This window comes from Ruminococcus sp. AF17-1AC (genome assembly GCF_003461385.1).
In the GTDB taxonomy this organism is placed as follows: domain Bacteria; phylum Bacillota; class Clostridia; order Oscillospirales; family Ruminococcaceae; genus Hominimerdicola; species Hominimerdicola aceti.
Genome location: NZ_QTWZ01000021.1, coordinates 17993 through 36504, shown reverse-complemented (window position 1 = coordinate 36504; position 18512 = coordinate 17993). Strand labels below are relative to the sequence as shown.

30 protein-coding genes and 1 pseudogene are annotated in these 18512 nt (G+C 45.0%); 9 read left to right on the top strand and 22 right to left on the bottom strand.

The window, feature by feature from the left end; translation table 11 throughout:
• Positions 1–162: 162 nt before the first annotated feature.
• Positions 163–2457 carry a glycoside hydrolase family 95 protein gene (locus DWW81_RS11595; RefSeq protein WP_243004743.1) on the top strand — a complete coding sequence of 765 codons (2295 nt, stop codon included), beginning with the start codon at positions 163–165 and terminating at the stop codon, positions 2455–2457.
• A 30-nt stretch (positions 2458–2487) separates the two neighbouring features.
• Positions 2488–4200, top strand: a complete 1713-nt coding sequence (locus DWW81_RS11590) for a glycosyl hydrolase (protein WP_117897949.1) — start codon at positions 2488–2490, stop codon at positions 4198–4200.
• Positions 4201–4241: 41 nt separating this feature from the next.
• Here DWW81_RS11590 and DWW81_RS13625 read toward each other — a convergent pair.
• A pseudogene (locus DWW81_RS13625) lies at positions 4242–4361 on the bottom strand (SUF system NifU family Fe-S cluster assembly protein); the annotation flags it as partial.
• A 162-nt stretch (positions 4362–4523) separates the two neighbouring features.
• On the opposite strand from DWW81_RS13625, the gene DWW81_RS11580 reads away from it, so the two are divergent.
• The 7 genes from DWW81_RS11580 to DWW81_RS11550 all read left to right on the top strand — a co-directional run bounded on the left by DWW81_RS11580 (position 4524) and on the right by DWW81_RS11550 (position 8007).
• Positions 4524–4847 carry a PadR family transcriptional regulator gene (locus DWW81_RS11580; RefSeq protein ID WP_002851767.1) on the top strand — a complete coding sequence of 108 codons (324 nt, stop codon included), beginning with the start codon at positions 4524–4526 and terminating at the stop codon, positions 4845–4847.
• A gap of 176 nt (positions 4848–5023) precedes the next feature.
• Positions 5024–5473 (top strand): hypothetical protein, encoded by a 450-nt coding sequence (locus DWW81_RS11575; protein WP_147338996.1) that lies wholly within the window; start codon positions 5024–5026, stop codon positions 5471–5473.
• Positions 5473–6297 (top strand): DUF4097 family beta strand repeat-containing protein, encoded by an 825-nt coding sequence (locus tag DWW81_RS11570; protein WP_117897944.1) that lies wholly within the window; start codon positions 5473–5475, stop codon positions 6295–6297. The genes DWW81_RS11575 and DWW81_RS11570 overlap by 1 nt, the downstream gene beginning before the upstream one ends.
• A gap of 12 nt (positions 6298–6309) precedes the next feature.
• Positions 6310–6492: a PspC domain-containing protein gene (locus tag DWW81_RS11565; protein WP_038672624.1), complete on the top strand. Its 183-nt coding sequence runs from the start codon at positions 6310–6312 to the stop codon at positions 6490–6492.
• Between the two features lie 228 nt (positions 6493–6720).
• On the top strand, positions 6721–6954 hold the full coding sequence (locus tag DWW81_RS11560; protein WP_038672626.1) for a hypothetical protein: 234 nt from the start codon (positions 6721–6723) through the stop codon (positions 6952–6954).
• Positions 6951–7148 (top strand): hypothetical protein, encoded by a 198-nt coding sequence (locus DWW81_RS11555; protein ID WP_117897942.1) that lies wholly within the window; start codon positions 6951–6953, stop codon positions 7146–7148. The genes DWW81_RS11560 and DWW81_RS11555 overlap by 4 nt, the downstream gene beginning before the upstream one ends.
• Positions 7135–8007, top strand: a complete 873-nt coding sequence (locus DWW81_RS11550) for a glycoside hydrolase family 25 protein (RefSeq protein ID WP_117945392.1) — start codon at positions 7135–7137, stop codon at positions 8005–8007. Before DWW81_RS11555 ends, DWW81_RS11550 begins: the two co-directional genes overlap by 14 nt.
• A gap of 128 nt (positions 8008–8135) precedes the next feature.
• Here the strand turns inward: DWW81_RS11550 and rplQ are convergent, their stop codons facing one another.
• The 21 genes from rplQ to rplN form a co-directional block, all read right to left on the bottom strand.
• Positions 8136–8477: a 50S ribosomal protein L17 gene (rplQ, locus tag DWW81_RS11545; RefSeq protein ID WP_022286968.1), complete on the bottom strand. Its 342-nt coding sequence runs from the start codon at positions 8475–8477 to the stop codon at positions 8136–8138.
• An 18-nt stretch (positions 8478–8495) separates the two neighbouring features.
• Positions 8496–9455, bottom strand: coding sequence for a DNA-directed RNA polymerase subunit alpha (locus tag DWW81_RS11540; protein ID WP_022286969.1), 960 nt, complete (start codon positions 9453–9455; stop codon positions 8496–8498).
• Positions 9456–9586: 131 nt separating this feature from the next.
• Entirely contained in the window at positions 9587–10183 is a 597-nt protein-coding gene (gene rpsD, locus DWW81_RS11535; RefSeq protein ID WP_022286970.1) for a 30S ribosomal protein S4, read from the bottom strand.
• 92 nt (positions 10184–10275) lie between these two features.
• The gene (gene rpsK / locus DWW81_RS11530) at positions 10276–10674 is read right to left on the bottom strand and encodes a 30S ribosomal protein S11 (protein WP_022286971.1); all 399 of its coding nucleotides are present in this window, start codon (positions 10672–10674) and stop codon (positions 10276–10278) included.
• Positions 10675–10688: 14 nt separating this feature from the next.
• The gene (gene rpsM, locus DWW81_RS11525) at positions 10689–11057 is read right to left on the bottom strand and encodes a 30S ribosomal protein S13 (protein ID WP_022286972.1); all 369 of its coding nucleotides are present in this window, start codon (positions 11055–11057) and stop codon (positions 10689–10691) included.
• 29 nt (positions 11058–11086) lie between these two features.
• Positions 11087–11200, bottom strand: coding sequence for a 50S ribosomal protein L36 (rpmJ, locus tag DWW81_RS11520; RefSeq protein WP_022286973.1), 114 nt, complete (start codon positions 11198–11200; stop codon positions 11087–11089).
• A 60-nt stretch (positions 11201–11260) separates the two neighbouring features.
• Positions 11261–11479 carry a translation initiation factor IF-1 gene (infA, locus tag DWW81_RS11515; protein WP_022286974.1) on the bottom strand — a complete coding sequence of 73 codons (219 nt, stop codon included), beginning with the start codon at positions 11477–11479 and terminating at the stop codon, positions 11261–11263.
• Entirely contained in the window at positions 11479–11778 is a 300-nt protein-coding gene (locus DWW81_RS11510; protein ID WP_117897937.1) for a KOW domain-containing RNA-binding protein, read from the bottom strand. Before DWW81_RS11510 ends, infA begins: the two co-directional genes overlap by 1 nt.
• Positions 11775–12521 (bottom strand): type I methionyl aminopeptidase, encoded by a 747-nt coding sequence (map, locus tag DWW81_RS11505; RefSeq protein WP_022286976.1) that lies wholly within the window; start codon positions 12519–12521, stop codon positions 11775–11777. The genes DWW81_RS11510 and map overlap by 4 nt, the downstream gene beginning before the upstream one ends.
• A gap of 16 nt (positions 12522–12537) precedes the next feature.
• Positions 12538–13170, bottom strand: coding sequence for an adenylate kinase (locus tag DWW81_RS11500; RefSeq protein WP_022286977.1), 633 nt, complete (start codon positions 13168–13170; stop codon positions 12538–12540).
• A 38-nt stretch (positions 13171–13208) separates the two neighbouring features.
• Entirely contained in the window at positions 13209–14504 is a 1296-nt protein-coding gene (gene secY / locus DWW81_RS11495; RefSeq protein WP_117877703.1) for a preprotein translocase subunit SecY, read from the bottom strand.
• A gap of 2 nt (positions 14505–14506) precedes the next feature.
• Positions 14507–14947 (bottom strand): 50S ribosomal protein L15, encoded by a 441-nt coding sequence (rplO, locus tag DWW81_RS11490; RefSeq protein WP_022286979.1) that lies wholly within the window; start codon positions 14945–14947, stop codon positions 14507–14509.
• Positions 14948–14962: 15 nt separating this feature from the next.
• Positions 14963–15139: a 50S ribosomal protein L30 gene (gene rpmD / locus DWW81_RS11485; RefSeq protein WP_022286980.1), complete on the bottom strand. Its 177-nt coding sequence runs from the start codon at positions 15137–15139 to the stop codon at positions 14963–14965.
• A 14-nt stretch (positions 15140–15153) separates the two neighbouring features.
• Positions 15154–15654, bottom strand: coding sequence for a 30S ribosomal protein S5 (gene rpsE / locus DWW81_RS11480; RefSeq protein ID WP_022286981.1), 501 nt, complete (start codon positions 15652–15654; stop codon positions 15154–15156).
• 15 nt (positions 15655–15669) lie between these two features.
• On the bottom strand, positions 15670–16029 hold the full coding sequence (gene rplR, locus DWW81_RS11475) for a 50S ribosomal protein L18 (protein WP_022286982.1): 360 nt from the start codon (positions 16027–16029) through the stop codon (positions 15670–15672).
• Positions 16030–16047: 18 nt separating this feature from the next.
• On the bottom strand, positions 16048–16599 hold the full coding sequence (gene rplF, locus DWW81_RS11470) for a 50S ribosomal protein L6 (RefSeq protein WP_117897935.1): 552 nt from the start codon (positions 16597–16599) through the stop codon (positions 16048–16050).
• Positions 16600–16612: 13 nt separating this feature from the next.
• Positions 16613–17011, bottom strand: a complete 399-nt coding sequence (rpsH, locus tag DWW81_RS11465; protein WP_022286984.1) for a 30S ribosomal protein S8 — start codon at positions 17009–17011, stop codon at positions 16613–16615.
• A gap of 16 nt (positions 17012–17027) precedes the next feature.
• Positions 17028–17213, bottom strand: coding sequence for a type Z 30S ribosomal protein S14 (locus DWW81_RS11460; protein WP_022286985.1), 186 nt, complete (start codon positions 17211–17213; stop codon positions 17028–17030).
• Between the two features lie 14 nt (positions 17214–17227).
• Entirely contained in the window at positions 17228–17770 is a 543-nt protein-coding gene (gene rplE / locus DWW81_RS11455; RefSeq protein WP_022286986.1) for a 50S ribosomal protein L5, read from the bottom strand.
• 16 nt (positions 17771–17786) lie between these two features.
• Complete coding sequence (gene rplX, locus DWW81_RS11450) at positions 17787–18110, bottom strand: 50S ribosomal protein L24 (RefSeq protein ID WP_022286987.1); 324 nt, start codon at positions 18108–18110, stop codon at positions 17787–17789.
• A gap of 17 nt (positions 18111–18127) precedes the next feature.
• Entirely contained in the window at positions 18128–18496 is a 369-nt protein-coding gene (rplN, locus tag DWW81_RS11445; RefSeq protein ID WP_022286988.1) for a 50S ribosomal protein L14, read from the bottom strand.
• Between the last annotated feature and the right edge of the window lie 16 nt (positions 18497–18512).

Genomic DNA, 18512 nt, shown 5'->3' with positions numbered 1-18512 from the left:
TATCTCTCTTTTCTTTTTTCTTAATTTTGTCCAATATCTATTGTAGCACTACATTTCCTAGCATCTCACAAGTCCCCTCCCCCTTGTCAACCAAAACAAAATATGCTATAATATAAGGGATTGTAACCTACAACCATATTAAAATACAGATATATACAGATAATGAAAGGATTAGCTATGGATACTTCCGCACTTCTTTGGTATAAGACCCCTGCAGATGATTGGAACAAAGCACTGCCTATCGGAAACGGCAGGATAGGCGCAATGGTGTTCTCTCAGCCACTTGAAGAGAGGATTCAACTCAATGAGGACTCCGTCTGGTCGGGCGGCTTCCGTGAAAGAAATAATAAGTCCGCATTGCCTAATCTCGAAAAAGTGAGAAAACTGCTTTTTGAGGAGAAAATAAACGAGGCTGAAAAAATAATCAATGACGCTTTCTGCGGCACGCCTGTAAATCAAAGGCACTATATGCCACTGGGCGACATGAACGTTATACATTATAAAGAGAGCGAATGTGACTTCAAGGGCAGAAGCCTTGACCTTAACACCGCTGTCTGCACCACAGAATATGCCATAAACGGCGTTGACTACACAAGAGAAATGTTCATCTCACAGCCCGATCAAGTGCTTGTTATGCACATAACAGCTTCCGAGAAAAAGGCGATAAGCGTCCGTGTACGCATTGACGGCAGAGATGATTATTTTGACGACAACTCCCCTGTGCATGACAACGATATCCTCTTTTACGGCGGATGCGGTTCTGAGGATGGCATAAACTTTGCCGCTTATATAAAGGTACTCCACAAGGGCGGAAAGGTCTACCCATATGGAAGCTTCATAACCTGCGAGGACTGCGACGAGGTGACTATCCTTCTTGGCGCACAGACAAGCTACCGCTGTGAGGATTACAAGGGACAGGCTGTCTTTGACGTTGAAAGAGCCGAAGAGAAAAGTTACGCACAGCTTAAAGCTGACCATATCGCAGACTACAAGTCATACTATGACCGTGCGAATATCTCCCTTTGCGACAACAGCTCAGGTAATTCCGCCCTGCCTACAGACGAAAGACTTGCACTTGTGAAAAAGGGCGATCCCGACAACAAGCTTATTGAAATGTATCACAACTTCGGCAGATATCTTCTTATTGCAGGCAGCCGAGAAAAGACCCTGCCTACAAATCTCCAAGGCATTTGGAACAAGGATATGTGGCCTGCATGGGGCTGTAAATTCACAATAAATATCAATACCGAAATGAACTATTGGTGTGCAGAGAACTGCAATCTCTCAGAGCTTCATATGCCTCTTATCGACCATATCGAGAAGCTCCGTCCAAACGGCAGAAAGACCGCAAGGAATATGTATGGCTGCCGTGGCTTTGTCTGTCACCATAACACCGACATATGGGGCGACACCGCACCGCAGGACTTGTGGATACCTGGAACACAGTGGCCAATGGGTGCGGCATGGCTCTGCCTGCACATATGGGAGCATTATCTCTATGTTCAGGACAGAGAGTTTCTCAGTGAGAAATATGACACCCTGAAAGAAGCGGCAGAATTTTTCCTTGACTTCCTTATCGAAGACAAAAAGGGCAGACTTGTTACCTGCCCGTCAGTTTCCCCTGAGAATACTTATCTCACAGCTTCAGGCTCAAAAGGCTCTATCTGCATAGGTCCGTCTATGGACAGCCAGATAATCTATGAGCTTTTCACTGCCGTTGCGGAAGCTTCAAAAATACTTGAAACTGACGGAGGTTTCAGAAAAAAAGTCCTTGAAGCAAGAGACAGACTTCCTGCACCTGAGATAGGCAAATACGGTCAGATAATGGAATGGGCAGAGGACTATGACGAGGTCGAGCCTGGTCACAGACACATCTCACAGCTTTTCGCACTCTATCCTGCTGACATCATCACAATGCGAAAGACCCCTGAGCTTGCCAAAGCCGCAAGGGCTACCCTTGAAAGACGTCTTTCACATGGCGGCGGACACACAGGCTGGTCGAGGGCTTGGATAATAAACCACTGGGCAAGACTTTTTGACGGTGAAAAAGTGTACGAAAATGTTATAGCACTTCTTTCAAACTCCACAAGCGAGAATATGTTTGATATGCACCCTCCTTTCCAGATAGACGGAAACTTCGGTGGCACAGCCGGTATCACGGAGGCACTTTTGCAAAGCGAGAACGGCGAGATAATTCTCCTGCCTGCACTGCCGAAAGAATGGTCTGAGGGCAGCTTCAAAGGACTTTGTGCAAGAGGCGGCTTTGTTATCGACCTTGAGTGGAAAGACTCAAAGATAACAGCCTGCCACATTCACTCAAAGTGCGGAAAGAAGTGCAGGATAGTGTGTGACAGTGTAAAGGTACACACTGCAAGCAGCGAGGTACAGACCTTGTACACAGACGGTGCAGCAGAGTTTGACACTGAAACAGGTAAAACATACACGCTCACATTCTGAGCAAAAGACAAAATTTGAGAGGATATTGAAATGAGACATTATCGGATAATGGCAGCGGCTGTTGCAGCAATTTGCACGCTGTCAGGCTGCGGAGTGCAGATAGGCAGAAACGAGAGCATGACCGCCCCCGAAAAAACATCTGTTGTAACCACAACAAAGAAACAGACAAACGATGACAGCAAGGCTGACGAGCAGGCTTTAAAAAGCTACGAAGAAACAAAGATAGTGGCAAACGCCATACCTTATGTTAAATTTACAAAAAGCGTTGAAGCCGAAACAGGCTCAGTTTCAGGCAAGGCGAAAGTAAAAAGTGACCGCAAGGGCTACAAGGGCAAGGGTTATGTGACGAACATTTCCGCTGAGGAAGATTGGTCAAGGGAGATCGAGCTTACCGACTCACAGTATTATAACCTTACCATAACAGTGGCTTCCGATGTGCCGTGCGTGAACGGCATAGCTGTGAACGGCAAAAAGCTTCAGGATTTCTCAGCCAGCGGCTCGGGCAAGTTTGAAAAGGTGACTTTCAAGAACATCTACATAGAGAAAGGCAAGACGGCAATATCCGTTATCCCTGTGGACGGCGGACTTGACGTTGACTGCCTGACCCTCACCGCAAGCGAGGATATATCAAAGCTTGACCTTACTATATCAAAGCCTGCTCTTTCAAACAAAGACTCCGACTACAACGCAAAAGCGCTTTATCAGTATCTTTGCGAAAGCTACGGCAAGCAGGTGCTTTTGGGTCAGCATGACACCATCGGCACATCTGCTGAAACAGACATGATATACAAAACCACAGGAAAATACCCTGCAATACGTTTTGGCGACCTTATGCTTGCCACTGAAAAGGACAGCATTACCACCGACACCGAGATGAACATCGCCATGGATTGGGCTTCAAAGGACGGCATAGTGGGCTATATGTGGCACTGGGCTGCCCCTGACGACAAGCGTGAATATTATGCCGACCAGACGGATTTTGACATCAAAAAGGCAGTTACAAAGGAAAATATCGCAGAACTCAGCCTTGAGGATATCAAAAAGCTTCAAAAGGACGGCAAGGTAAGCAAAGAATGTGTTGCTGTCGTTCAGGATATCGACACCGTATCTGAGAGACTCTCCACCCTCCGTGATGAGGGAATAGCAGTGCTTTGGCGACCGCTCCACGAGGCCAGCAACGGCGATTTCTGGTGGGGCAATGACAAGGAAGCCTACAAATGGCTTTGGAAGCTTATGTACGAGCGTCAGACGAAATACCACAAGCTGAACAATCTCATATGGGTATGGTCAGCACAGAATGCCGATTGGTATGTGGGCGACGAATACTGCGACGTGCTTTCCTGCGATGTTTATGACGACGGCAATAAGGACGCACAGGTGAACATAATGCTTTTCCTGCAAAGCATATCAAAGAACAAGCCTATTGCAATGAGCGAATGTGGAAGCTTCCCTGACATACAGAGCATTGCAGACGAAAAAGCCATGTGGGCGTTCGTAGGTCAATGGGGCGGAAATTATCTTATGACCGATGACGGCAAGCTTGCTGAAGAAAACAACACCGCCGCCGAGCTTATCAAGATGTATAACAACAATCTCACTCTAACAAGGGATAAGCTCCCCGACTTCACCCACCTTGCAAGTTCCATAAAGGACACGGAAGAAAAATCCGCTGAGAGCAAAAAGAATGATAGCTCAAAGGCTGACAGCAAGACGAAAAAAGAAAATACTTCTAAAGCAGAATAGAAAAAGACCGCTGAGAACTCTCTCAGCGGCATTTTTATACCCTATTTACCTTTCAGCGCCTCAGAAAGCGTCCGCCAGCCAAGCATTGCGCACTTTACTCTCGCAGGCATATGGGAAATATCCCTGAGGGCAGAAGCTTCTTCAAGGCTGTCTAAGAATTTTCAGCAAACAATTACGCTAAACTAACTCACATAAAGTGATGATAACAAAAAAATTCGATTTTACCCCTTGACAAATAATATTATATGACGTATAATATATTCAACGATATAGTATTATAGATCTATATAATAACTGAGCTGACTAAAGAGAGGAGAGAGTAAATGGGCTTTCCAATAAGTGCAGGACTGCTTGATTCCATGGTACTGTCAGTGGTAGACAGAGAGGATACCTATGGATATGAGATAACGCAGTTCATACGCAGTGCGGTGGACGTTTCAGAATCCACCTTGTATCCTGTACTGAAACGGCTTCAAAAAAACGAGCTGCTTGAAACCTACGATAAGGAATATATGGGCAGGAACAGACGTTATTATCATGTTACCCCAAAGGGAGAAAAAGCTCTTGAAGAATACCGCAGAGAGTGGAAGAAGCATAAGAATATGGTAGACCGTATATTATTAGAAAAAGGTGGAGAAAACACATGAACAGACTTGAGTATCTTACCCAACTGCGCAGATCGCTTGAAGACGGCGGACTTGCCGAAGATGAAATAAATGACGCAATGGGGTTTTATTAGGAGATATTCCTTGATGCAGGTGCAGCCCATGAAGCTGAAACTGCCGCAAACCTCGGCTCGCCCGAAGAGCTTGCCAACAAAATTTTGCAGGACAGTGGCATACACCCACAGGGCGACTCGGTATTTCAAATGGAAGCCGCCGCTGACCCCTCACAGGCTCGTGATACTGACAATAATGTGCCACAGAACGGCAATTCTCTCTCAAAGCTTCTTGTTATCATCATCACAAGCCCAATATGGTTCAGCCTTATATGTGCCTTTGCCGCAATAGCCTTGGCGATACTTTGCGCACTTTTAAGCATAATAATTGCAGTTTTCGCAACAGGCTTCTCCCTTACAATAGGCGGTATAGTAACGCTTTTCACGGTCTATCCCGCAGGCATTGCCCTTATCGGTGCAGGACTTATTTGTATCGGACTTGGAGGCATGATTGTAATGCCTGTTATAAGGTGCATATGGCGTGGCTGTGTAAGCCTTTTCAACAAATTCACAAACTTTGTCCATAGGTTTGTAAGCTCAAAGGCGGTGGCGTAATGGCAAAATATGATAACACAGGCGACGTAAAACGCAGACGTTTCCCATTTTTTTTGACGATATTTATTATCGGCATAGTGCTTTTCATTGTGGGCGTGGTGCTTATCAAGGTCACAAACACCAAAAGCCTTGGCAAGCGTTATTCCTATGACGAGAATTTCGACGGCGGCACCATAGCAAATATCGACATAGAGTTCTCCGCAGGGGATCTCAACATCAAAAAGAGCAGTGACGAAAATATCCACGTCACAGGAGAAAATCTCCCAGAGAAGATAAATTTTTCGTCATCAAACAGCAAGCTTCAGATCAAGACCGCCGACAGCCTTTTGCACCTTAAAGGCGGATATATCTCCCTTGACGGAAGTCAGCCTACGCTGACTATAGAGCTTCCTGAAAAAGCGTTTGACACTGTAAAGATAGACGCAGGCGCAGGACAAATGAAGCTTTCAGACCTGACCTGTGAAAACCTCGACATAGATTTCGGTGCAGGAAGCTCAGAGGTCATTAACGTCACCTGCAAAAATGAAGCCGACTTTGACCTTGGAGTAGGAAAAACAGTTTTCAAAGACTGCACTTTTAACGATTCCGACTTTGACTGCGGGGTAGGCGAAACAGACTTTTCAGGAAAGCTTCTCGGCGACGCTGAGATAGACGGCGGCATAGGAAGTATAAATTTTGATATCGACGGCTGCAAAAACGACTATAAGATAAAATCAGACAGCAAAGTGAAAATAAATAGCACAACAGAAGAGAACGAGCTTCTCTACAAAATAAAACTTGACATTGACAATGGTATAGGCGAAATTTCGCTTAATTTCAGATAAGGAGTGATAGAAATGGCAAAGCCACTTTACAAATTAAGAGAAGGCAGGATAATTTCAGGCGTTTGCGCAGGACTAGCGGAGTATTTCAACATCGACGTGAACATAGTCCGTATCTGTGCAGTGCTTATAGGCTGTGCAGGCGGTGCAGGAGTTATCGCATATATTGCGGCTGCAATGCTTCTGCCTGAGAGATAAGACCATACGAAAGACAAAACCACGGCTGAATGTAAACTCAGCCGTGGTTTTTTACGTCTTAACAAATATCTTTTCTGTTCATGAAAGTATGTGACCAATGCACAAAATTGCCGCACCAAAACTGTGCAAACAAATGATTTATATTTTAATTTGGCAACAATTCTGCAATTGTTGCATTTTTTATGCAACAAAACACCTCTTTTTCGGGATAAGTAGGAGGTGATAAACATGGAAGCAGTAATAGCGGCGTTCATAGCGGCGGCCGCCAGCATAGCCTGCCAACTTATAATAGCTCGTTCGGGAGCTAAAGAAAACAAAAAATCACAGGAAGCCACCGAACGGCTTATTATATATAGAATAGATAGGCTGGAACAAACAGTTTCCGAGCATAACGCACTCATATCAAGAATGGCGGCAGCGGAACAAAAGATAACAGACATGGAAAGGGAGAGATACTCATGAAAGAAAAACTCGCAAAGCTCATTGACGTAAAATCGCTTGTCACACTGCTTATGACAAGCGTGTTCTGTTTCCTCACGCTGAAAGGGATAGTCAGCGGAGAGCAGTTCATCACAGTTTTCACAGTGGTGATATCATTTTACTTTGGCGTACAGACGGCAAAAAAATCTGGAGGTGACGGCAATGGAAAAAGCTAAGGGCATAGACGTTTCCCATTGGCAGGGGAGAATAGATTTTGACAAGGTGAAGTCACAGGGTTACAGCTTTGTGATGATAAACGCAGGCTACGGCAAGTACATCGGTCAAAAAGGCGAAAATTTCGAGAAGAACTATGCCGCCGCCAGAAAGGCTGGTCTTAATATCGGCACATACTGGTATTCCTACGCCCTCACAGAAGCCGATGCACTTGCGGAAGCAAAAACTTTTCTTGAAGCGGTCAAAGGCAAGAAGTTTGAATATCCTCTCGCCTTTGATATCGAGGACGCTTCCCAAAGTGAACTTCCAAACGCTGCCATAAACAAAATTATAGAAGCCTTCTGCGACTATCTTGAAAATAACGGCTACTATGCGGCAGTCTACAGCTACGCAGACTTTTTCAAACGCAAGGTATCAGACTCCGTAAAAAACCGCTACGACATTTGGGTGGCACACTTTGACGTTGCAAAGCCTGCCATATCAAACTATGGAATGTGGCAGTATACAAGCAAAGGCACAGTAAACGGCGTTTCCGACCTCTGCGACTGCAACTACGCCTACAAAGACTCCCCTGCCATAATGAAGAAAAAGTGCCTTAACCTTTACCCTGCCAATTCAAAGCTTTTAGACATCACAGGCTACAAAAAAGGTGATAAAGGCAATGGTGTCCTTGCACTGAAATATCTTCTTATGCTTGCAAAGAAAAAAGGTATGCACAATATCAACCTTGATAAAAACGATATTTTCGGTGCAGGTACTCAGAAAGCCGTGAACAATATACTCAAAAACCACAGCTATTCACAAAACGGTATAGCAGGCAAGAAATTCATTGACCTTTTAGGTAACGAGCTTCTAAAATAAGCACAAGCAACCGCAAAAACGCAGGGGTGAACAGCGTTCGACCGCCTGTACCAAAACAAAGCCCCATATTAGCACATAAAAAAGGCTGTACCCTTACGGATACAGCCTTGAATGCTATGCAAAATTTATTAAACCAACTGAATGATAGCCATTTCAGCAGCGTCGCCACGACGTGGTCCGATCTTGATGATCTTTGTATAGCCGCCGTTTCTGCCCTCATATGAAGGTGCAATGTTGTCAAACAGCTTCTTAGCTACGTCTTCCTTAGTTACATAAGAAAGTACCTGACGCTTTGAGTGAAGGTCGCCTGCCTTGCCGAGAGTAATCATTTTCTCAGTCATAGCAGCAACTTCCTTAGCTCTTGTTACAGTGGTTTCAATCTTACCGTTTTCGAGAAGATAAGTAACCATAGCTCTGAGCATTGCTTTTCTCTGGTCGCTAGTTCTTCCCAGCTTTCTTGTGCCTGGCATAGATTTTCACTCCTTACTTTAATTATCGTCCTCTGAATTAAGGTCGTAACCCAATGAATGAAGCTTTTCCTTGACCTCGTCGAATGACTTCTTACCAAGGTTTCTTACCTTCATCATTTCTTCAGCAGACTTTTCAATCAAATCGTTAACCGTGTTAATTCCTGCACGCTTCAGACAGTTAAATGAACGCACAGATAAGTCAAGTTCCTCAATGGTCATCTCAAGGATCTTTTCCTTGCCCTTTTCATCCTTTTCAACCATCATCTCTACAACGTTAGTCTCTTCTGAGAGATCAACAAAGAGATTCAGATGCTCGTTGAGGAGTTTGGCTGCCATTGATACAGCTTCCTTAGCGGAGATAGTACCGTCGGTCCAAACCTCCAATGTCAGCTTATCAAAATCGGTGATCTGTCCAACGCGGGTGTTGTCAACCGTGAAGTTCACCTTTAATACAGGCGTATAAATACTGTCTACTGCAATAACACCAATAGGGGCGTTAGGCATAAGCGCCTTGTTCTTTTCCGCAGAAACATATCCACGACCTCTGTCGATGACAATTTCCATATAAAGCTTTGCGCCCGGTCCCAAAGTTGCAATGTGCATATCAGGAACAAGAATGTCCACCTCAGAATCTGTCTTGATGTCGCCGGCAGTGACAACGCACTCGCCTTCGGCCTCAATGTAGATAGTCTTAGGACCCTCGCCGTAAAGCTTTGCAGTTAAACCCTTGAGGTTAAGAATGATCTCAGTAACATCTTCCTTAACTCCGGGAATTGTTGATAGTTCGTGGTGTACACCGTCGATCTTTACCGATGTAACGGCGACGCCTGGCAAAGAGGAGAGCAGTACACGTCTCAGACTATTTCCGAGCGTAATACCATAGCCACGCTCCAGAGGCTCGAGAATAAACTTGCCGTATGTTCCGTTGCTCTTTAGCTCGGCTGTTTCGATTTCAGGCTTTTCTATTTTTTCAAGCATTTAAGACCCTCCTGTTTTCAAACTCGATTGTTTTATATGATCAATAACACATACACTTCCAAAAACATATCAAGTATTTCTCCGATACGCACTCTTGAAGAGTGCATACCGTAAGAACCACTATCAATACATTATTTAGAATACAACTCGACGATGAGGTGCTCCTCGATGTCATAGTCAAGGTCTTCCTTAACAGGCATACGAAGAACCTTAGCTGTCTGGTTGTCCTTGTTTACATCAAGCCATGTAGGAGCTGCCTTTGAAGCGTTAGCCTCAATGATCTGCTTGAACTTCTCGCTCTTCTTGCTGTTTTCCTTAAGTGAGATAACATCGCCTTCCTTGATTCTGTAAGAAGGAATGTCAACTCTCTTGCCGTTAACAAGATAATGACCGTGAACAACGAGCTGACGAGCCTCTCTTCTTGTCATTGAAAGACCCATTCTGTATACAACATTGTCAAGTCTTGACTCGAGAAGAGTAATGAGGTTAGCACCGGCCTGACCCTCCATTTTCTCAGCAAGCTCGAACAGGTGACGGAACTGCTTCTCAAGAACGCCGTAGATGAACTTGAGCTTCTGCTTTTCCTTAAGCTGCATACCGTATTCTGAAACTTTCTTTCTCTTGTTAGCGTTAGGATCACGCTTTGTTTCCTTAGCGATACCCATAACTGCTGGGCTGATTCCGAGAGATTTACATCTCTTGAGTATTGGTTCTCTATTTACTGCCATGGTAAATACCTCCGTTTTCTAAATGTTATCGGGTCTTAGCCGAATTGCTTACCCGACTTTGAGTAAACTACAAACTCAAATTGTCTTATAAACTATACACGTCTTCTCTTTGGAGGACGGCATCCATTGTGAGGGATCGGAGTTACATCCTTGATAAGTCTAACTTCAAGATCCTCAGACTGCAAAGCTCTGATTGCAGCCTCACGGCCAGCACCAGGTCCCTTTACAAAAACTTCAACTGTCTTAAGGCCATGCTCCTTAGCAGCTCTTGCAGCAGTTTCAGCAGCTGTCTGAGCAGCGAATGGAGTAGACTTCTTAGAACCTCTGAAGCCGAGTCCGCCGGCAGATGCCCAAGAAATAGCATTGCCCTGCATATCTGTAATAGTTACGATAGTGTTGTTAAAAGTAGACTGGATATGAACCTGTCCCTGTTCAATGTTCTTTCTTTCACGACGACGACGAATAGTAGTCTTCTTCTTAGCCTGAGCCATTGTTCACACCCTCCTTACTTCTTCTTATTAGCGATTGTCTTTACAGGACCCTTACGAGTTCTTGCGTTGGTCTTTGTTCTCTGACCTCTAACTGGGAGACCTCTTCTGTGACGAAGACCACGATAACAACCGATTTCTGTCAATCTCTTGATATTGAGCGCAACATTTCTTCTGAGGTCACCCTCAACAGTGATGTTATGGTCAATATATTCACGCAATTTAGCTACATCGTCCTCAGACATATCCTTAACTCTTGTGTCAGGATTTACGCCTGTTTCATTAAGAATCTTAGTAGCAGTTTTCTGACCTATACCATAGATATAAGTAAGAGCAATTTCAATTCTCTTATCCTTTGGCAGGTCGATACCAGCAATACGAGCCATTATTTAGCTGCACCTCCATTATTGGTTTGTTAGCCCTGACGTTGTTTGTGCTTAGGATTCTGGCAGATTACCATAACCTTGCCTTTTCTCTTGATTACCTTGCACTTCTCGCAGATAGGCTTAACTGAAGGTCTTACTTTCATTGAAATACCTCCTTTGAATTTAGCGACAAGAATTAAAAATTCTTAAACTTACGGGAAAGCTTACTTAGCTCTCCATGTGATTCTTCCCTTTGTCAAGTCATACGGTGACATTTCGACCGTTACCTTATCTCCGGGTACGATACGAATATAATTCATACGCAGCTTACCCGAAATATGAGCAAGGATTTTATGACCGTTTGAAAGTTCTACCAGAAACGTTGCATTTGGCTTAGCCTCAATTACCGTTCCCTCAAGTTCGATAACGTCTTCCTTTGACATTAAAAAACCTCCCCATCTAAAAGGTTTTGGTCTGCTGTAACATGGTTTGGGTCAAAACCTTGTATCAGCCGTCTTAATTTCCTGTTTGTCAGCTCATCAGTGCTGATGTTGACGCCCGCAGGTGAAATGTGTTTTATGTTTTTACGCTTTGGCTTTTCAAGCTTACGCTCCTTGCCGTCTGCGATATACACAAAACCGCCGCTGGCAGCTACCGCAACAAAATATCTGCCCTTATCACGGCCTGCGTTCGCAAGCACCACTGAACCGATCGGTATATCTACAACGCTTTTCTCCGTCATACTTTGGTCAGGATAACTGCCCCGTCAGGAGTAACTGCGATTGTATGCTCAAAATGAGCCGCCCACTTTCCGTCTTTTGTCTTGACAGTCCAACCGTCAGGCATTGTCTTGATATCAGCCGTACCCATGTTTATCATAGGCTCTATGGCTATTACCATACCTGCCACAAGTCTGATGCCGTGACCAGCCTTGCCATAGTTTGGAACTTCCGGATCTTCGTGCAGGTTTTTGCCCACACCGTGACCTACGAACTGTCTTACAACGGAGTAGCCGTTGTCCTCATTGTATTTCTGAATCGCCGCACCCAAGTCGCCAAGTCTGACGCCCGGCTTTACCATATCTATTGCAAGATACAGACTTTCTTCGGTGGACTTCATCAGAGCCTCTGCTTCAGGGGAAATCTTGCCTACAGCAAAGGTCTTGCAGGAATCTCCGTGATAGCCGTCAATGTAAGCACCAACGTCTACTGAAACTATGTCGCCCTCGCAAAGCTTGCGTGGACCGGGGATACCATGGATTATCTCATCGTTGACGGAAATGCAGGCTGAGCCTGGAAATCCGCCGTAGCCAAGGAAGCTTGGCTTTGCACCATGAGAAGTGATATATCTGTGAACGACTTTATCAAGCTCGTAGGTAGTCATACCCGGTCTGATAGCCTCGCCCGCAGCGATCAATGCTCCGGCGGTTATTGCGCCCGCCTTCTGCATTTTCTCGATCTCTTTATTGGATTTAACGCATATCATTAAAAACGCCTCGGATCTATGCCTTAACAGCTTCGAGAACAAGCTTTGAAGTGTCCTCTACCTTATCCTGTCCCTCAACGGTAACGAGTTTACCCTGCTTACCGTAGTAATCTTTAAGAGGAGCGGTTGATTTGTGATATGTCTGAAGTCTGCTGATAACTGTTGCAGGCTCGTCGTCCTTACGGATAACGATCGGCTTTCCGCAAACATCGCACACGCCCTCTACCTTTGAAGGCTTGAAAGCTGTGTGGTAAGTAGCGCCACAGTCGAGGCAAACTCTTCTGCCTGAAAGTCTCTGCTGAATAGTCTCGTCAGGAACATATATCTCTATAACCTTGTCTATCTTAACGCCCATAGCGTCAAGAGCCTCAGCCTGAGGAACTGTTCTTGGGAAACCGTCCAGAATGAAACCGTTCTGAGCGTCAGGCTCAGCGATCCTGTCCTTAAGGATACCAATTACGATATCGTCTGATACAAGGTCGCCTGCGTCCATAGCAGCCTTAGCCTTGAGACCGTACTCTGTGCCAGCCTTAACAGCAGCTCTGAGCATATTGCCTGTAGAAATAGTAGGAATGTTCAGAGCCTTGCAGATAACCTCAGCCTGAGTTCCTTTTCCCGCACCGGGAGCGCCTAAAAGAATAATATTCATTTTTAACTCCTTTTTATCTCAAACGTAAAGCCTATGGTTTATTCAAGGAAGCCCTTATGATGACGCATCATCATTTGAGATTCCATAGTTCTTGCAGTTTCAAGAGCAACTGATACAACGATGAGTATCGAAGTACCGCCCATTGCAATATTCATCTTTGTGATCGAAGTGAAGATAATAGGGAAGATAGCGATTATTCCGAGGAACACAGCTCCTACCAATGTTATCTTTGACAGAACCTTCTTCAGATAATCGGAAGTTGGTCTACCAGGTCTGATACCAGGGATACCACCGTTGTTCTGTCTGAGGTTGTTTGCGATCTCAAGTGGGTTATACTGCATTGAAACATAGAAATAGTTAAAGCCGATTATCAGCACAAAGTACAGACAAGCGTAGAACGGATGAGTGTACTCGAACCAGTGAAGGAAGTGATCGTAGAAGCTTCCGCTCTTTGGTTCAATGAACATTTTGAGTGTTGAAGGCAGTGACATGAAAGCCATTGCAAAGATGATAGGCATAACGCCGCTCATTGCGATCTTGATCGGAATAAAAGTATTCTGACCGCCGTACTGTTTTCTGCCGACTACTCTCTTAGCGTACTGTATCGGTATTCTTCTTTCAGCCTCGTTCATAAAGATGATAAAGCCTATCATCAGAATGAATACAACAAGGATAGCAATTACGAGAATGATGTTCTTAGCCTCGCCTGTCTTCATGTAATCGAACAGACCGATAACTGCTGAAGGACCTCTTGCAATGATACCTGCGAACAGGAGCATTGAGATACCGTTTCCGATACCCTTCTCGTTGATCTCATCACCGAGCCAGATCGTCAGTGACGCACCTGCTGTAAAGCAAGCGATAATAACGATCTCTGCGAATATCTTGCTAAAGCCCTCTGTGTAAACACAAGCACCCGCTTTCTTCATGGTGAGGTAATAAGCCCACGCCTGGAAGATAGCAATAGCAAGTGACGCATACTTTGTTATCTTGTTGAGTTTCTTTCTTCCCTCAGGGCCTTCCTTCTGGAGTCTTTCTAGCGGTGGAAGAGCGTAGGTCAGAAGCTGAATGATAATTTGTGCATTGATATAAGGTGAAACGGAGAGCGCCAAGAGAGTAGCTTTTGAAAAGTTACCTCCTGACAGAACGTTCAGATAGCTGAAGAAGTCACCTGACGAAGCACTCTGTTCAAACCATGCTGACAATGCGGCTGAGTCAAGGTAAGGTACAGGAACTGTACCGCCGACTCTGTAGATGATGATGATGAAAAAAGTAAATAGAAGTTTTTTTCTTAATTCCGGAACTCTCCAGGCATTACGAAATGTCTCTATCACAATTACATCACCTCAACCTTCCCGCCTGCCTTTTCAATCTTTTCCTTAGCAGCTGCTGAGAACTTAGCAGCCTTAACGGTAAGGTTTTTAGTTAATTCGCCGTTTCCGAGGATCTTGACGCCGTCAAGTTCCTTCTTGATGATGCCTGAAGCTTTAAGAAGCTCAGTATCAACAACTGTGCCGTCAACAAATCTATCAAGATCAGATACATTTACGATAGCATACTTTGTTGCGAAAATATTGTTGAATCCACGCTTAGGGATTCTTCTTGCGAGCATTGTCTGTCCGCCTTCAAAGCCCGGTCTTATTCCGCCGCCGGAACGAGCCTTCTGACCCTTGTGTCCCTTGCCTGCGGTCTTTCCGTTACCAGAACCGTGACCTCTGCCCTTGCGCTTGCTCTCCTTTACGGAGCCTGCAACAGGTGATAATTCGTGCAGTTTCATTCAGATTGCACCTCCTTATGCTTCAGTTACTTTAATAAGATGGGAGATAACCTTTACCTTTCCCTTTGTCTGAGGATTGTCAGGCTGACAAGTCTTATCCCCGATTTTTCTGAGACCCAGTGAATTAGCGGTAGCGACCTGCTTATCGCTTCTTCCGTTAAGGCTCTTTATCAGTTCGATGTTAATTGCCATAACTGTTATCCTCCTTAGCCTGTAATTTCTTTAACTGTCTTGCCTCTGAGAGCTGCTACTGTTTCAGCGCTTCTGATGTTAGCAAGACCGCTTATTGTAGCTCTTACTGCGTTGTAAGGATTGTTTGAACGGAGCTGCTTAGCTCTGATATCCTTGATTCCAGCAGCTTCTACAACGGCTCTTACTGTGCCGCCTGCGATAACTCCAGTACCTGGTGCTGCAGGCTTGAGAAGAACCTCGCCTGCACCGAACTTACCGATAATTTCGTGTGGGATCGTTGTTCCCTTAAGTGAAATTCTGATAAGGTTCTTCTTGGCGTCCTGGATTGCCTTTCTGATTGCGTCAGGAACTTCTCCTGATTTACCGATTCCGAAACCTACTACTCCGTTTCCGTCGCCTACTACTACGAGGACTGAGAACTTCATTATACGGCCGCCCTTAACAGTCTTTGATACTCTGTTAATTGCAACGACCTTTTCAGTAAGTTCCATGTTTGAAGCATCTATTAAAGCCAATGTTTACCCTCCTCTTTAGAACTTAAGTCCGCCTTCACGGGCTCCGTCTGCCAACTCCTGAACACGTCCGTGGTAAAGGTAGCCGCCTCTGTCGAATACGACATTCTCGATGCCCTTTGCCTTAGCCGCCTGAGCGATCATTTCGCCGACCTTACGAGCGCCTTCCTTGTTGCCGCCGTTGCCTTCAAAGTCCTTGGACATTGAGGAAGCGCTGCAAAGTGTTACGCCGTTTACGTCGTCGATAACCTGTGCATAAATATGCTTAGAGGAGCGGAATACGTTGAGGCGAGGACAATCAGCTGTTCCGTTGATCTTGTTGCGGACTCTCTGATGTCTTTTTGCTCTTGCCTTAGCCTTGTCAAGCTTTTTAACCATAGTAATTCTCTCCTTTTATTACTTCTTGCTGCCCTTACCAGCCTTACCTTCCTTACGGATAACATACTCGCCTTCGTAACGAATACCCTTACCCTTATAAGGCTCTGGTGGACGCTTCTCACGGATCTCACAAGCAAACTGACCTACTTCCTGCTTGTCGCAACCTGAAATTACGATGTGGTTTGCGTCAGGTACATCGATCTTGATAGTATCTGTTTCAGGTACGATTACCTGATGAGAAAAACCAAGGTTGAGAACAAGGTTCTTACCCTGCTTCTGTGCTCTGTAACCTACACCAACGATCTCAAGCTTCTTTGCGAAACCCTCTGTAACACCCTCTACCATGTTGTGTACGAGTGTTCTTGTCAGACCGTGCAGTGACTTGTGGAGCTTATCCTCTGAAGGACGCTCTACTGTGATCACGCCGTCTGCACACTTTATGATCATATCCTTGTGGAACTCTTTTGTGAGTGAACCCTTAGGACCCTTTACTGTAACTACGTTTCCGTCTGCAACAGTAACCTCTACACCTGCAGGAACACTAATTGGCTTAATACCTATTCTTGACATAACTTAGTCCTCCTTACCAGATGAATGCGAGAACTTCTCCGCCGACATTCAGCTCTCTAGCCTTCTTGTCTGTGATAACGCCCTTTGAAGTAGATACGATAGCAATGCCAAGACCCTTTATAACCTTTGGCATATCCTCGCAGCTTGCGTAAATTCTCAGACCAGGCTTTGATACTCTTCTGAGTCCTGTGATGACTGGATTTCTGTTCTCGTCATATTTAAGAGTAATTCTAATGATACCCTGCTTACCGTCTTCAATGATCTTGAAGTCCTTAACGTATCCTTCGTCTACGAGGATCTGTGTGATCGACTTCTTCATATTAGATGCAGGAACGTCAACTGTTGCGTGCTTCGCAGTACTTGCGTTACGGATTCTTGTAAGAAGATCCGCTATTGTATCAGTAATTTGCATGCGTGTTAACCTCCTTTTACCAACTAGCCTTCTTAACTCCCGGAATCTTACCCTCGTGAGCCAACTCTCTGAAACAAATACGGCAAACGCCGAACTTTCTCAGATAAGCGTGAGGTCTTCCGCAGATCTTACATCTGTTGTAAGCACGAGTGGAATATTTAGGCGTAGCCTGCTGTTTGTTGATCATAGCCTTCTTAGCCATTTTTTATCCTCCTCTTACTTATCAGCAAATGGAGCACCCATAAGTGAAAGCAGCTCCTTTGCCTCTTCATCAGTTTTTGCAGTTGTGATAAAGTTGATATCCATACCACGAACCTTATCTATCTTATCGTATTCGATCTCAGGGAAGATCAGCTGCTCCTTAAGACCAGTAGAGTAGTTGCCTCTGCCGTCGAAAGAGTTAGGGTTGATACCTCTGAAATCTCTTACACGAGGAAATGCTACGTTGAAAAGTCTGTCAACGAATTCATACATTTTCTCAGCTCTCAGTGTTACCTTAACACCGATGATCTGTCCGTCTCTGAGCTTGAAGTTAGCAACGGACTTCTTCGCCTTACAAACGATCGGCTTCTGTCCTGTGATAGCAGCCAGATCAGTCATGATAGCATCGATAACCTTCTTGTTATCCTTATCTGCGCCGCAGCCCACGTTGATAACTACCTTATCAAGCTTTGGGATCTGCATAACGTTAGCGTATTCGAATTTCTTCATCATAGCAGGAGCTACGTCGCTAACATAATATTCTTTAAGTCTAGCCATCGTAATATCCTCCTAATTAAAATTCTTCGCCGCAGTCTGCGTTCTTGCAGACTCTAACTTTAGTACCGTCCTCAAGGAACTTATGAGCGACTCTTGTTGGCTTGCCGCACTTAGGGCAAACTGCCTGTACCTTTGAAGCGTACATTGCAGCCTCAGCCTCAACTATGCCGCCCTGCTCGCCCTGACGTCTTGGCTTAACGTGCTTTGTAGCAATGTTAAGACCCTCAACGATTACCTTTCCCTCCTTAGGGGAAACTTCCAGGACCTTGCCCTTCTTACCCTTGTCCTTACCGGAGAGGATAACGACGGTGTCGCCTGTTTTTACGTGTACCTTATTCATTGTTACGACACCTCCAATTAAAGAACTTCTGGAGCAAGTGAAAGGATCTTCATATAATCCTTCTCTCTGAGCTCCTTAGCTACTGGTCCAAATATACGAGTACCTCTTGGGTTCTTGTCTTCTTTGATAATAACAGCTGCGTTTTCGTCAAAACGGATATATGTGCCGTCTGCACGACGAAGACCCTTAGCTGAACGAACGATTACTGCTTTAACAACGTCGCCCTTTTTAACAACTCCGCCTGGTGTTGCCTTTTTAACAGAACAAACTACAACGTCACCGATGTTTGCATACTTTCTGCGTGTTCCGCCGAGTACCCTGATGCACATAAGCTCCTTTGCTCCGGAGTTATCTGCTACCTTCAGGTAAGTCTGCATTTGTATCACAGTGCGTTCCTCCTTT

Bases quoted from the DNA above. Each gene is read 5' to 3' on its own strand.
- DWW81_RS11540 (WP_022286969.1), bottom strand. From the start codon at position 9,455: ATGCTTGAAAAAATAGAAAAGCCTGAAATCGAAACAGCCGAGCTAAAG.
- rpsH (WP_022286984.1), bottom strand. From the start codon at position 17,011: ATGCAAATTACTGATACAATAGCGGATCTTCTTACAAGAATCCGTAAC.
- rpsD (WP_022286970.1), bottom strand. From the start codon at position 10,183: ATGGCAGTAAATAGAGAACCAATACTCAAGAGATGTAAATCTCTCGGA.
- rplE (WP_022286986.1), bottom strand. From the start codon at position 17,770: ATGGCTAGACTTAAAGAATATTATGTTAGCGACGTAGCTCCTGCTATG.
- DWW81_RS11510 (WP_117897937.1), bottom strand. From the start codon at position 11,778: ATGACGGAGAAAAGCGTTGTAGATATACCGATCGGTTCAGTGGTGCTT.
- rpmJ (WP_022286973.1), bottom strand. From the start codon at position 11,200: ATGAAAGTAAGACCTTCAGTTAAGCCTATCTGCGAGAAGTGCAAGGTA.
- rplX (WP_022286987.1), bottom strand. From the start codon at position 18,110: ATGAATAAGGTACACGTAAAAACAGGCGACACCGTCGTTATCCTCTCC.
- rplQ (WP_022286968.1), bottom strand. From the start codon at position 8,477: ATGCCAGGCACAAGAAAGCTGGGAAGAACTAGCGACCAGAGAAAAGCA.
- rplR (WP_022286982.1), bottom strand. From the start codon at position 16,029: ATGGTTAAAAAGCTTGACAAGGCTAAGGCAAGAGCAAAAAGACATCAG.
- rpsM (WP_022286972.1), bottom strand. From the start codon at position 11,057: ATGGCTCGTATTGCTGGTATCGACCTGCCAAAGGATAAGAGAATTGAA.
- DWW81_RS11500 (WP_022286977.1), bottom strand. From the start codon at position 13,170: ATGAATATTATTCTTTTAGGCGCTCCCGGTGCGGGAAAAGGAACTCAG.
- DWW81_RS11580 (WP_002851767.1), top strand. From the start codon at position 4,524: ATGGGCTTTCCAATAAGTGCAGGACTGCTTGATTCCATGGTACTGTCA.
- rplF (WP_117897935.1), bottom strand. From the start codon at position 16,599: ATGTCAAGAATAGGTATTAAGCCAATTAGTGTTCCTGCAGGTGTAGAG.
- DWW81_RS11560 (WP_038672626.1), top strand. From the start codon at position 6,721: ATGGAAGCAGTAATAGCGGCGTTCATAGCGGCGGCCGCCAGCATAGCC.
- DWW81_RS11590 (WP_117897949.1), top strand. From the start codon at position 2,488: ATGAGACATTATCGGATAATGGCAGCGGCTGTTGCAGCAATTTGCACG.
- infA (WP_022286974.1), bottom strand. From the start codon at position 11,479: ATGTCAAAGGAAGACGTTATCGAACTTGAGGGAACGGTAATTGAGGCT.
- rpsK (WP_022286971.1), bottom strand. From the start codon at position 10,674: ATGGCTCAGGCTAAGAAGAAGACTACTATTCGTCGTCGTCGTGAAAGA.
- rplO (WP_022286979.1), bottom strand. From the start codon at position 14,947: ATGAAACTGCACGAATTATCACCTGTTGCAGGCTCCGTAAAGGAGAGC.
- DWW81_RS11570 (WP_117897944.1), top strand. From the start codon at position 5,473: ATGGCAAAATATGATAACACAGGCGACGTAAAACGCAGACGTTTCCCA.
- DWW81_RS11555 (WP_117897942.1), top strand. From the start codon at position 6,951: ATGAAAGAAAAACTCGCAAAGCTCATTGACGTAAAATCGCTTGTCACA.
- DWW81_RS11460 (WP_022286985.1), bottom strand. From the start codon at position 17,213: ATGGCTAAGAAGGCTATGATCAACAAACAGCAGGCTACGCCTAAATAT.
- DWW81_RS11565 (WP_038672624.1), top strand. From the start codon at position 6,310: ATGGCAAAGCCACTTTACAAATTAAGAGAAGGCAGGATAATTTCAGGC.
- rpmD (WP_022286980.1), bottom strand. From the start codon at position 15,139: ATGGCAATTAACATCGAACTGATAAAGAGCCTTAACGGAAGAAGCGAT.
- DWW81_RS11550 (WP_117945392.1), top strand. From the start codon at position 7,135: ATGGAAAAAGCTAAGGGCATAGACGTTTCCCATTGGCAGGGGAGAATA.
- DWW81_RS11595 (WP_243004743.1), top strand. From the start codon at position 163: ATGAAAGGATTAGCTATGGATACTTCCGCACTTCTTTGGTATAAGACC.
- map (WP_022286976.1), bottom strand. From the start codon at position 12,521: ATGATATGCGTTAAATCCAATAAAGAGATCGAGAAAATGCAGAAGGCG.